This is a genomic window from Mucilaginibacter sp. P4_C11 (assembly GCF_056402115.1).
The window spans coordinates 108,834-121,355 of the sequence record NZ_JBFUIA010000005.1; the positions used below are offsets into that span (position 1 = coordinate 108,834).

At 44.2% G+C, this 12,522-nt stretch carries 12 protein-coding genes; 4 read left to right on the forward strand and 8 right to left on the reverse strand.

Annotated elements, in window-relative coordinates:
* Window positions 1-247: 247 nt before the first annotated feature.
* A complete protein-coding gene (locus tag AC1DU2_RS06320) occupies window positions 248-1,315 on the reverse strand; it encodes an AAA family ATPase (RefSeq protein WP_477383398.1) in 1,068 nt (355 codons plus the stop codon).
* Between the two features lie 672 nt (window positions 1,316-1,987).
* Between AC1DU2_RS06320 and AC1DU2_RS06325 the strand changes: the two genes are divergently transcribed.
* The 3 genes from AC1DU2_RS06325 (at window position 1,988) to AC1DU2_RS06335 (ending at window position 4,578) form a co-directional block, all read left to right on the forward strand.
* The gene (locus AC1DU2_RS06325) at window positions 1,988-2,869 is read left to right on the forward strand and encodes a hypothetical protein (protein ID WP_477383399.1); all 882 of its coding nucleotides are present in this window, start codon (window positions 1,988-1,990) and stop codon (window positions 2,867-2,869) included.
* Window positions 2,870-2,930: 61 nt separating this feature from the next.
* Window positions 2,931-3,455 carry a hypothetical protein gene (locus tag AC1DU2_RS06330; RefSeq protein WP_477383401.1) on the forward strand — a complete coding sequence of 175 codons (525 nt, stop codon included), beginning with the start codon at window positions 2,931-2,933 and terminating at the stop codon, window positions 3,453-3,455.
* A 1-nt stretch (window position 3,456) separates the two neighbouring features.
* Complete coding sequence (locus AC1DU2_RS06335; protein ID WP_477383403.1) at window positions 3,457-4,578, forward strand: DGQHR domain-containing protein; 1,122 nt, start codon at window positions 3,457-3,459, stop codon at window positions 4,576-4,578.
* A 942-nt stretch (window positions 4,579-5,520) separates the two neighbouring features.
* On the opposite strand, the gene AC1DU2_RS06340 is transcribed toward AC1DU2_RS06335, so the two are convergent.
* Window positions 5,521-6,168 carry a hypothetical protein gene (locus AC1DU2_RS06340; RefSeq protein ID WP_477383405.1) on the reverse strand — a complete coding sequence of 216 codons (648 nt, stop codon included), beginning with the start codon at window positions 6,166-6,168 and terminating at the stop codon, window positions 5,521-5,523.
* 154 nt (window positions 6,169-6,322) lie between these two features.
* Between AC1DU2_RS06340 and AC1DU2_RS06345 the strand changes: the two genes are divergently transcribed.
* Window positions 6,323-6,670 (forward strand): hypothetical protein, encoded by a 348-nt coding sequence (locus tag AC1DU2_RS06345; RefSeq protein WP_477383406.1) that lies wholly within the window; start codon window positions 6,323-6,325, stop codon window positions 6,668-6,670.
* Between the two features lie 345 nt (window positions 6,671-7,015).
* On the opposite strand, the gene AC1DU2_RS06350 is transcribed toward AC1DU2_RS06345, so the two are convergent.
* The 6 genes from AC1DU2_RS06350 to glgB all read right to left on the reverse strand — a co-directional run bounded on the left by AC1DU2_RS06350 (window position 7,016) and on the right by glgB (window position 12,485).
* Complete coding sequence (locus AC1DU2_RS06350; protein ID WP_477383407.1) at window positions 7,016-7,303, reverse strand: hypothetical protein; 288 nt, start codon at window positions 7,301-7,303, stop codon at window positions 7,016-7,018.
* 157 nt (window positions 7,304-7,460) lie between these two features.
* Complete coding sequence (locus AC1DU2_RS06355; RefSeq protein ID WP_477383408.1) at window positions 7,461-9,068, reverse strand: hypothetical protein; 1,608 nt, start codon at window positions 9,066-9,068, stop codon at window positions 7,461-7,463.
* 263 nt (window positions 9,069-9,331) lie between these two features.
* Window positions 9,332-9,637, reverse strand: coding sequence for a DUF3784 domain-containing protein (locus tag AC1DU2_RS06360; RefSeq protein WP_477361181.1), 306 nt, complete (start codon window positions 9,635-9,637; stop codon window positions 9,332-9,334).
* 133 nt (window positions 9,638-9,770) lie between these two features.
* Window positions 9,771-9,977 carry a DUF2683 family protein gene (locus AC1DU2_RS06365; protein WP_477383409.1) on the reverse strand — a complete coding sequence of 69 codons (207 nt, stop codon included), beginning with the start codon at window positions 9,975-9,977 and terminating at the stop codon, window positions 9,771-9,773.
* 50 nt (window positions 9,978-10,027) lie between these two features.
* On the reverse strand, window positions 10,028-10,219 hold the full coding sequence (locus AC1DU2_RS06370) for a hypothetical protein (RefSeq protein WP_090644396.1): 192 nt from the start codon (window positions 10,217-10,219) through the stop codon (window positions 10,028-10,030).
* 94 nt (window positions 10,220-10,313) lie between these two features.
* Window positions 10,314-12,485 carry a 1,4-alpha-glucan branching protein GlgB gene (gene glgB, locus AC1DU2_RS06375; protein ID WP_477383410.1) on the reverse strand — a complete coding sequence of 724 codons (2,172 nt, stop codon included), beginning with the start codon at window positions 12,483-12,485 and terminating at the stop codon, window positions 10,314-10,316.
* Window positions 12,486-12,522 lie beyond the last annotated feature (37 nt).

The window sequence follows — 12,522 nt, forward strand, 5'->3', positions numbered from 1 at the left end:
AAGCAATCCCGTGGCCATGCAAGGCGGCCATGCAGGGCCACGGTGTTGCCGCGCTGCGCTCGCAATGACATAGTTTTTTGCAGGGTAAATTCCCGAAGGTGTTTTTGTCTTGATTCGTGACTCTTGGTTCTTGATTGTTAACGCTAAGTGTTCTGTCCGTCCGTCCGGGAGTGTCTCACACCCCGGTGCGGACGGACGGAACAATCGATTAGCAGTAGCTTGTGCTTTTTTGTCTTGATTCCTGACTCTATTTTCCCTGCGCTATCTTCAGCAGCCTATCTGCCTTTTGGTGCGATATGCCCATCTCTTTGCCAATATCGCGTAAGCTATAGCCCTGTTCTTTGTAGCTTAACGCCAGTTCGGCCAGCCTGTTTTGCTTGCCATCGTTGGGTTTGGTAAGCTGCTCCCACTCTCTGCCGTAGGCTACAAACTCGTACTGTAAAAAGTTGTGGGGCTTGGTTATCTGGCACAGGCAAACGTTGGCCTCGCCATAAACCTGCTCGGTATTGCGCTGTTTAATTTGTTTCAGGTAGCGCAGGTTAACATCGGCTTTGCTTTCGCCAATGGTAAAGGCACTGTCGCAAAAGTTCATGAGCATTTTACTGCCCTGTAAATCGTTGCGGGTAATGGCTTGCGTAAGGTCGCGCTTGGGGGTGTGGGCCAGTACCAGGATGCTCAGGTCGTACTTGTTTTTAAGGCTTTTCAATTGCTTCATCAATGGCGATGCATCCTGCGCTTTTTCGGTTTCGCTGCGCAGGTAGGTAAGGTTATCAATAATTAAAACCCTTGCCCCCGTTTGCAGTACCGACCGCTCCAGCGAGTAGATCAAATAACTGTCGAAATCCTCAAAACCCTCGGGCAAATCAATATCGGGGTTAAGCTCGGCCCGGTAAAAGTTGCTGTTAAACTGGTAATGCTCGGCATAATCGGCACTGTAGCGGGCTTCAAACTGCTTATCTGTAAGCTCAAAATCGCAGTATAAAACGGGTTGGGCAGCTGCCTCTACCTCAAAAGGCGTATCGCCGGTACCCCGGCTTATGCCATCGGCTATTTGTACGGCAACAATGCTTTTGCCCAGGTTGCTATCGGCAAATAAAATGCACACCTCGCCCTGGTGCCAAAATTTGCCGAAAAGCATTAAAGGCACCGGCCTGCTGCTGGCCTGCTCCATCCAATGGTTTACACGGCGCACCATTAATACATCGTCGTTATTCTCGGGCAATTGCTGTTGTTGCAATTGCTGCAAACTCTCCTGCGCCAGCAAGGCCGCGTTAATTTGCATACTGTTTTGGTTGTTCATTAGTTCGTGGTTCATTTTTTTGTTATTAGTTTATTTGTTCATTAGTTCATTGGTGGTTGGCGGGGTAATTTGCCGGTAGTCCCTGCTTGTCATCCTGAGGTATAAAATTCGCGGATGCTGAAGGGGAACGACATCATAAAATGGGCTGTCATGCTGAGCCTGTCGAAGCATAGCGGGCAAAGGCCTCTCCGCGCGCCCCTTCGACAGGCTCAGGGTGACAGGCCGACGCACCTCGAAAAGAAAACATAGATAGGTACGAAGGACAGTTTTTTATTTTTGGCTATCATTTTACCACTCACCCAATCAACCAAAAATCCCGACCGGGATTTTTTTAAAATACTTCTCCTTTAGCCTATTATTTAAGTAAAGGGCTTTGGCTACCCCCTCATCGGGGATACGGCCTGTAGGGCGATGGTTGTTTGGGTGTCCGTCCGGCTGGGTGTCCTGGTACAGTTGCGGACAAAAGCGGACAGACGATGTTTTAAGAGCTTTCGGGCTGACTCACCCGCGGAGATTTATATTCACCACAATAATACAAATAATTCTTTAAAATAAAGAATATTCTTTAAAAAAAATGATTCTGTCCGGAAGTGTCCGCGGGATGGTGGGGATGGGTGAGCGGACGGACGGATATTTATGTCATTGATATTTATTTTCTTATTATCTTTAAAATCTTAGACCTTAATTATGAGCGAAAAACCTAAAACGGAATCCAAAACACCTAATAATTCTGAGGAAAACTTACTTAAAAGCTGTTTTATTGTTACGCCAATAGGTGAACCAGGCTCTGAAATCAACCAAAAAGCGTTTGGTTTGATTAATGCTGTTATGAAACCTGTACTTGAGGAATTTAATTACAAACCAATTGCAGCAAGTGATATATCTTCTCCCGGATCGATTAACAAACAGATTATAATCCGACTTTATGAGGATGAATTGGTGGTTGCTAACTTAACAGGTTTAAATCCAAATGTAATGTATGAACTCGCCGTGAGGCATGCTGTTAAAAAGCCTGTGATTATTATGGCCGAAAAGGGAACAAAACTTCCTTTTGACCTCGTAGATCAAAGGTGTATATTCTATGAGGACAACCTTTTTGGAGTAGAACTGGCAAAAGTTGCACTAAAAAAGTTTCTTGATAAAGCAATTGCCAACACGGAAGTTACCAATCCAATTTACGATAGTATTAAAGAGAGTCAAATTTTAAAAAAGGTAACTACTCCTGAGGATCCCAGTAAATATCTCCTTGAAAGATTTGATCGCTTAGAAAGATTTTTGCTAAATCAAATGAAATCAACGGACGGTTTAAATGACGGAAATTCTTACCAAAAACATCCATCCGAAAGAAATAAAATGTTATTAATTGAAACTAATGATAAAAATCCCAAAAAAGTAATAGAAGATTTGTTTCCCATGCTTAAAGAATCTTTTCCAGGTCACGACTTTACGATTACTATAATGAATAATACTTCTTTTAGTTTAGGAACGGATCATTTAGGACCACAACAACAAAGAGTATTAAAGACATTATTACTTGTTAATGGACTTACAATATCACAAGCAATGTAAAGGTAAGGTAACACTATAAGTATTATGGAACTGTTCAGTTAAACAAATAACATTTTATAACATGAAAACAGATGAATTTGATTCATTCGTTGAAGATTTCTTAGGTGAGAAGATGGAACGCCCTATAATAATTGTCGGAGCGTCTAAAATTGAACATCTATTGCTCTTGATCCTATCAAAATACTTTCTAAGTCCTAAAGGCGAAGACGATTTATTGAAAGGAGACAATCCTCTTTCGACTTTTTCATCGAGAATAAAAATTTGTTATAGATTAGGTATAATTGATGAAAGTTTGTCTAAGCTTTTGGATCAAGTTAGAAAGGTTAGAAACTTGTGTGCTCATAGTATAGAATTTGATATTAAAAGATCTCCGGCTAGAGAACATTTATTAGAATTCAAAAAGCATTTAGTACACCGGGCGTCATTTCATCTAACAAAAAAAAGATTTTTTAACGATGTATTCACATCTAATGTCCACGAGTTACAATGTCTTTTAGTAACTATATGTGTAGTCTTAGAAGCAATCAATGAAAAAACAGAACAAACTAAGGGATTAGATATAACATTAACTATTTCAAGTAGATAACATGGCAAAAGAAAAAAACGACAACGAGGATAATTTAATAAAATGTCCCGTTATAAGAGGTAGGGTTTTAGGAGTTAGTGTTTACAGAGGATATGAGCAGCTTTGTACATTAGCTGAAATATCGAAAGCGGATATTTATGATCAAAAAAGTAATCCTAGAGGAACCCAAAGAGATCTAAGTCCAAAGCACGCTAAAGAAGCCTATGAGTATGTGAAAAATAAGGAATTGGGTTTTTGGCCAGAATTATTTTTATGTTGCCGCAACAATAACGCTTTGACGTATATTCCAATGTCAGATGATTTTCCTGACGTTGGAATATTAGAAATTGATAGAACAAAGCTAGGAAACAATAACGACGTCATTATCTCCCGGGTTGACGGAAATCACCGGTTACATTTTGGAGACGGTATAGAAAAAGGTTACTTCAAGATCGAAAGACTAGTGTCATTTTGTATAGCTTATGATTTGAACAGGGACGAAGAAATTCAGCTGTTCAAAGATATCAATAAAAATCAGAAGCCAATGAATACCAGCCACTTAGATGGAATTGAAGTCAGATTAACTGCTGAAGAAGAGTTAAAACGGAGAAATCCGGATTTATTTATCGCTCAGAAATTAAATTCTGACACCTCAAGTCCTTTGTTTGGTAAAGTTTACGAAGGCGGGAAAAAGCCAGTTGGGGTGGATATCCCACTTCGAGGACTCCGAACTGGAATACAATATATGTTGTCCAGATCCACGCAATTGCCTAGATTAACTGATGCCGAAGCGCAATATAAGGTTATAAAGAACTTTTTTTCAAGTGTAAAATTATGGCATCCGACAGCTTGGGCAAATCCCAAAGAATATATCATGCTAAGGGGCGCAGGCCTTTGGGGAATTTGTTTTTTGGGATCACAGGTTATTGACCGTGCTTTGATGAATAATAAATTCGATGCAGAAAGTATTTTATCAATAATCTCGTCAGGAAAGAGTTGGGATTGGAGTAATAAAGGAAGTTTTGTTGGATTATCAGGTCGTGCCGGAGCATTAGAGATTAGCAACAAAGTTGCTAGACATTTAAAAGATTCAAATCAAATATCTACCGACCAACTTTTTGAACAAATAATGTCTTCAAAGTAACAAGTTGTGACATCCCCCCACCCCCTTTAGCGCAAGTGTTGTGCGGCTGCACGCGGGAGGATCACTTGTGACATTTGTAAGTAATTCAAATCGTAGGCACAGGTCAGCCACGGCACCTACCCCAGCCCAAGACCTGCGCTAAAGAATATTGGGATAAGCCCCCCCTTGGCGCAAGTGTTGTGCGGCTGCATGCGGGAAGATCACTTGTGATTTTAGGAAGCCATTCAAATCGAGAACACAGGTCAGCTACTGCACCTGCCCCGGCACAAGACCTGCTCCCTTGGCGCAAGTGTTGTGCGGTTGCATGCGGGAGGATCACTTGTGACTTTTGTAAACCATTCAAATGGAAAGCACAGGTCAGCCACGACACCTACCCCAGCACAAGACCTGCCCCCCCCTTGGCGCAAGTGTTGTGCGGCTGCATGCGGGAAGATCACTTGTGATTTTAGGAAGCCATTCAAATCGAGAACACAGGTCAGCTACTGCACCTGCCCCGGCACAAGACCTGCGCTAAAGAATGTGGTTACTCATGCTAAGTATACGCCATGCATAACCCATAACATGTTCGGTTTTATAAAACCATTGGCTTTGAACGCTGGCTACGACTCACCCCGGCTACGCTACGCTGGCCAACCCTCTCTCCGGCTTACGCCGCAAAGAGGGTGAAGCCCAATTTTTGTTTTATTGCCCCTCTATGCGACGCAGTCGGAGAGAGCGGCAGACGCCCCGATAGTTATCGGGGTCGTCGGGGTGAGTCGACTCGCCGACATGCGATATACGTCATTCCTTATTTAACATCCGGATTTTATCACTCGCAATGACATGTGGAGATCGGCACCATTAAAACCCCCCGTCCGCCAACCCAACCACACACCAACACAACCGGACGGACGGACACCTTACAACGCAAAAAGGCCGCATTAACCGCGGCCTTTGTGTTGTTTATGCTAACTGCAATTGGGGTTGTTTAAGGGTTTGGCAAATGCTGATGATTTGGGCCAGTACTTCGGCGGGGGCGTCGGGGTTGTCGGGGTTTTTAAAAGCAATGTCGGGCAGGGTTAAAAAGAAGCCTTTATCTACCCGGCAATGGTAGCTTACGGGCTGTTTGGTGCGTTGGGTGCGCAGCAGGGTATTGGTGCCGCTATGGTTCAGGATGGCCTTAAAATAAACGTCTACCGTATGGGCAAGGGGGCTGGCTATGGGGTGGTGCTGCACGTTGGTGCCGTGTTGTATAATGTAGTTAATTTTTGCAGGGCGGGTGCTCAGCACATCTATCAGTTTGCCGTAACCAAACTCGGGTATGTACTCCATGGGCTGGCAAATGGGCTCTTCATCAAGCAGTAACACCAGCGTGCCGCCGTAGTGGTAAAAATCTTTTAAATCCTGCTGCCGTTTGGTTAAAAAGGCCAGCGCGCGGTTAGGATCGGCATCCATGTCTTCCAGTAAAAAACCGGCGCTTTCGTGTATTTCGGCGGCGCTTACTACAATAAAGTCGTAATCTAACAGGTAGTCGTCGCAGCCAAAGTTAATTTCGGTACCTATACCGTTTAAACTGCTTACGCCCATGTGGGCTAATTTAAGTGTGCTCATGTGTATAAAAATTTAATTGTTTGTTGCTTGTTGTTTGATTTTGGCGTACCGGCCATGCCTGCGTACTAAGCCCGAAGATTGGGGCAAAAAAAGGTGGTGCATTATTTACCAACACACACTACAAATATACTAATATTTTTAGCAATTTTGCAATATGGCACACGATAATAGTTATAACCAAAAGCAGGAAAATTACCAGCGCCAGCGCGACCGCGCCGCCCTGGAAGAGCGTAAAAAGCTACAAGACCCGCAAATGCGTAAAAACTACCATGAGTTTGCCCAACATGCCAAAACCATGCGCCTTTGGATTTTTGACCGTGTGGCCAAAGTGTGGTACACCCCCGAGGAGTTTATTGAAAAAGACAAAAACGAATATATTGAGTACGAAAAGCTGCTGTTTAACATTGACCTGCGCGACCCCCTTGAAGCCCTGCAAAAAGGCCAGCAAAAAATAGCCGAATTTACCGGCCGCATTATTGCATACCGGAAGAAGGGGAATTAGTTTAGTGGTGGATGATGGGCACCCCGTCCGCTTTATAAAATTCATGAGTGGCACAACCGGACGGACGGACGGATTTTAATTCAAAAGGGGAAATGATTTGCTGCTGGGGCGAAACTATCGCTCGAGCGTAGCGAAAAATCTTAGAGGCCCTTCATCACAATAATCTTTTCGAAATCAAGGGCGTTAAAGATTTCTCCTCGCCCCGCCCGCTCAATTCCACCTCTGGCTCGTTCGAAATGACATTTTTATTTAACTAAAAAGATGTGGGTACACGGTAGCTTCCCCAGGGAAGGAATCGCACATTCCGCTGCTTTTTTGTTTCTTCTGAATACCGATGGTATGCAGCTAAAGAAAATGCTGCACCAGTTGCTCCCATTCCTCGTCCAATGATACCTTGGGCCGTGTTTGCCCTGCCCTGTTGTACCAGTAGTCGGCATTCCAGGTGTCGCCTTCTTTACGGTGCAAATAGGCATGCACCCATGCCGATGCCTTATCATTCAGCTGGTCGACCTGTGCATGCGCCAGGTGCCAATCGCCTTTGCCATCATACCAAAGGCTTTTTAACTGCACAGATAAATCGGGGCCGGGTTGGTGTAAGTTTAACGATGATTTAAATTCAGATAGCGTATTCATGGCACGTTAATTTTTGGATTGATGGGCTTATTACCGCAAAGTTTATATAAACCGCGTAAAGTTAGGAAGTGCGGCGTAAATTTATAACACGCTAAACCATTGTTTTGCCAAACGCACGCCCATTTAATAGCCCCACTACCAGAAACCGGCAGCTATCCTATTTCACCTCCACATTGGCCCATTGTACAATTTGGGTATAATATCTGGCCATGTTTAGCCGTAGCCGCCCAATAGGGATCAGGTACGATGTGTTTGTGAGCTGCTTGTTATAATCAAGGTAATAATAGTTTGAGCCAAAGGGCGTATCGGCTATTTGTTCGCGGCTTATTACGGTACCGTCGGCTGCTACAACGGCTTTTACCAGCACCATATCCGATGGTTGTTCCTTCCCTTTTACCTTCTCATCCGGCCCGCGTTCCAGGTTCTTTTTACTATCGCAATAAATACAAACCAGCTTGTTTTTATAAGCAATAGGTATGTAGCCCGATGTTTCGGTATCGGGCTGTTTGCGGTATAACAAGCCAAATTTACTTTGCCCTCCCTTTAAAAACACATTAATAATAGGGCCGGCGATAGCAATATCGACAGTTTGATACTGTGTTGTATGATTTGTACCGCTTGCCGGCAGCGTATTTGTATTCATGATGGTTGGCTTCATGCGCATACTTGATGATGTAACCGAGGGGTATCCTGTTAGCGCAAGCGTTCCGTCGTCCAGTTCTGTACAGGCATAATCAACACGTTTAACAGTATAGGTATCTTTACCTTTAACGCCGAAACCCATTTTATATAGCTTTTCCTTAATATCATCGGCGTATGCAAAAAACTGAACAGGGCCGTACGTAAGCTGTTGCAGGTTTAAGGTGCTCAGCAATACGCCCTCGTCCAAATAATCGCCATAATAGTTGGCATATACATACAGGGTAGCATTATCATTTGACAGGTGAAACGACAATTTATTGGATTCCCACTCCTTTGATCCGGTGTTGAAATCCATGAATGCCTCGGCACCCTTATTGTTTAACACCAGCACACCGCGCTTGTATAATTTATTGATAGTGTAGGTGTAGCTAAGGCATTTATTCTCCTGGTTGTCCAAAAACCCGTTTTGTATGGCCATATCCTGGATATTGTTTTTAATGATGGTAACGGCGGGTTTAACCACCGCGTTATTATCATTAATGATACAGGTAAAAATCTCGTTGGTATTACCCGACTGTGTTACCATCAATTCTTTTTGATTGGGCGACAATACCAGGCTTAGCTGGTTATGCGCAATAACTCCGTCTGTTTCAAAACTGCTTACATTTTTTACATGCATGGTGTACAACTCTTTCACCCCGGTTTCGGTTAGGGTTTCGGGCTCTAACGTTGTTACTAACAATTTTACCGACCCATCATCCTGTGCATGGTAATAAAACAGCAGTAATTTATTGTTCAATATAATGGCTTGAGGCGCAAACGGGCCAAATTCCTTTTTTCCTTTGTTCAGCGCGGCTTTGGCAACCTCATTCATATCGGCCGTATAGCGGTAAAGGCTAATGTTGTATTTTTTATCGTTTAGCCGTGGATATATGGCAAATTGCACGCTTTTATAATCGTACTGCATGCAATAAAAAAAATTGCCCAGGCGGCAGGTACTTCCGGTAGCGTCGCCAAGGCCGCGGTCTTTTAACTCAAATTTATTGGAGAGTGTTACTGTAGCAGTTTGGGCATCAACAAAAAGGGCCGCCATCAGCAGGCAGGCAAAAAATATCCGTTTCATAAAGGTTAACTGGTTGTACTGCAAGCTAATAAATAATTTTGAGCTTAACAATTGGAAATTATTAAAATTTTTCTGGTGATTGACCGCGTGGCGAGCGGTGTTGCCTTGTCCGGATTTGTCCGTTAATACCTCACTACACTTTGCGGACGGACAGGAAGGTTACCAAACCAATTTAAAGCATTAGCGATAGCAGTGGATACCGGCCCGGTGGCTAATGCCTGTGCAGTATGAACGAATAGCGCGGGCCGCAGGCAATGCCCTGATTACTGCCGCCCAAACCTGCGCTTGCCGGCAATGGCAAAAACGGAGGTTGCCAGGATGCCAACGACAAAAAATATCAGGATGAAGTTCATTTGAGCGGGCAGGTAGGTCATGCCGATGCCGGTGAGCAGGGCTATGGCGGCGTTGATGAGCATAAGGTTGCCTACCCAGTTGCACAGGCCGTTAACATCGCCCACCAGGTTTTCGTCGAACCCGGATATCAGGCTGGCTTTCTTTTTATATTTTATCTGGTAGCCAAATAATAACATCACCAGGGCTATAGCACCAAAAACAAAGAGGTTAAGCATATTATTCGGGTAAATGGGTAAAGAAGGGCTCTTGCCGGGTGTCCCAAAAAAACAAAAGGGTTATAGATTTGAATAGATGTGTATAATACAAACAGCGTTTCTTTAGCTGGTTGGGTATAATAAACTTTAAGGCTCATGAAAGGCCAAGCATATCTCTTACTCCGGTATAGGGCGTTAACTTCCCTTCTTTGGCTTGTTTCAAAGATTCATTTACGCCTTGTACAACATAATCGGGGTAAACCTCGCTCTTTTGTTCAAAGGTAATTTTCATCGCTTTCATAACTGCCTTCATGGCCGCCAATTGTTCTTTATTTTCGGGATATACGATCAATGCATCCATATTCAAAATTAAAGATTATTAAAACCAAAAGCAATGTAACTATCTTCAATTTACATCAGTTCGCCATCTTTATGCTCGTGGTAGGTTTTATAGGCCAGGTAATAAAGTACCAGGGCGGGCAAGGCGTTTAATAATATGTTTACGGCGTTAATATCGGGGTAGGTCATGAATACCTGTATAATTAGCAACACCAGGGCTACAGAGCCACCTATAATAAAAAGGTTACGGAATTTGGGATTCATGGGCAGGTAAATGTATTAATATGAATATTCAACCATTTATTAAACGCAAAAGCTTAATAAATGGTTGAATATATTTATAGCGATTTGATGTTATTTATCGCTTTAGTTCATATTTGGCAGGGGCATCGGGTATTTTTTTAAATACGGTGGCTGCCAAAGGTGGTATGGTAATGCTGATGGAATTATCCTTGCCATGCCATTTTTCGGCGTCGGCAGTTACCGGGTGATAATTAATGATGCCGCTGCCCCAAAGGTTTTGGGCATCTGAGTTAAATATCTCCTGCCATTTGCCGCCTGCGGGTACGCCAATGCGGTAGTTATAGCGCGGTACCGGGGTCATGTTCAGGATAATTACGAGGTCGTCGGCACGGCTATGGCCCATGCGGCCGTAAACCAGTATCGAGTCGTTGGCGTTGCCACCGTCTACCCACTCAAAGCCGGTAAAATCAAAGGCTTTTTCGTACAGTGCTGGCTCATCTTTATACAACTGGTTAAGTGCTTTTACAGTTGCCGCCATGCCCTGGTGGTTAGGGTATTGCATTACATGCCATGGTAACGATTGGCTGTAGTTCCACTCATCGCCCTGGCCAAACTCGGCACCCATAAATAATAGTTTGGTGCCGGGGTGCGTAAACATATAGCTATACATGAGGCGCAGGTTGGCAAATTGCTGCCACTCATCGCCGGGCATTTTGCGCAGCATACTACCTTTGCCGTATACTACCTCATCGTGCGAGAAAGGCAGCATAAAGTTTTCGGTAAAGGCGTATATGGTGCTAAAGGTGATCTCGTTATGATGATACTTACGGTGGATAGGGTCTTCATGGAAATAATCGATGGTATCGTGCATCCAGCCCATCATCCATTTCATCCCAAAACCTAAGCCACCCAAATAAACCGGGCGGCTAACACCCGTAAACGAGGTAGACTCTTCGGCAATGGTTTGAGTTGATGGGAAATGGCTGTAAACGGCCTCGTTAAACTCTTTCAGGAACGAGATAGCTTCCAGGTTTTCGTTGCCACCATAAATGTTTGCCTCCCACTCGCCATGCTTGCGCGAGTAATCAAGGTAAAGCATGGATGCTACGGCATCTACCCGTAAACCATCGGCATGGTACCTATCCAGCCAAAACAGGGCGTTACTGATCAGGAATGCCCTAACCTCGTTACGGCCATAGTTAAATATATACGATTTCCAATCGGGGTGGAAGCCTTTGCGCATATCTTCATGCTCGTACAGGTGTGTACCATCAAATTTATACAAGGCGTGAATATCGCCCGGGAAATGCGATGGTACCCAATCCAATATTACCCCGATGCCGGCTTTGTGAAACTCCTCGATAAGGAACATCAGTTCCTGCGGCGAACCATAACGGGAAGCCGCAGCAAAGTAGCCCGAAATTTGGTAGCCCCAGCTTGGGTAATACGGGTGCTCCATTATAGGCATAAACTCTACATGCGTAAAGCCCATTTCTTTAACGTAGGGCACCAGCTTGTGTGCCAGCTCGGTATAAGTTAAAAACTGGTCGGGGCTTTCGGGGCTGCGGGCCCATGAGCCCAGGTGCACTTCGTAAACACTGTAGGGTTTATCAAGCGCGTTATGCTCATGGCGGTTGGCCATCCAGTCGCCATCGGTCCATTGGTAAAAGGTATCAACAACTATAGATGCCGTGCTTGGCGGTACTTCCCAGCGCAGGGCAAACGGATCGGCCTTTTCCAGGTCTTCGCCGGTTGATGATTTGATGTAATATTTATAGGTTTCGCCCACGCCAATATTCGGGATAAAACCCTCCCATATGCCCGACGAATCCCAACGGGCATTTAAACTGTGCGAACCGCGGTTCCAGCCGTTAAAATTTGCTATCACCGATACATACTGCGCGTTTGGCGCCCAAACCGCAAAGTAGGTACCCACCACGCCCTGAAACTCCACCACATGCGAGCCAAACTTTTCATACAACTTAAAGTGCTTACCCGATTTAAATAAGCTGATATCAAAATCGGTAAAGCGGCTATAGGGTTCAACTGCTTTTAATATTACAGGGGACGTAGCCTGAACAGCTTCGGCAACTTTTGCTTTAACCGTTTTGGGCTTGGGCGTGCTTGTTTTTTCGGCTGATGCTGTTTTGGCTTTTACAGCCTTTTTGGCGGTAGCTGCAACAGCATCGGGCTCAACCTTAGGTGTTGTAGCTTTAACTACTTTTTTTTCTTTTACAGGCTTTTCTTCCGGTATAGGGGTGTCGGTTGTCTTTGTTTTTTTGGCCATGATATAGATACCTGTCAGGATTTGTAAGGATAACCCA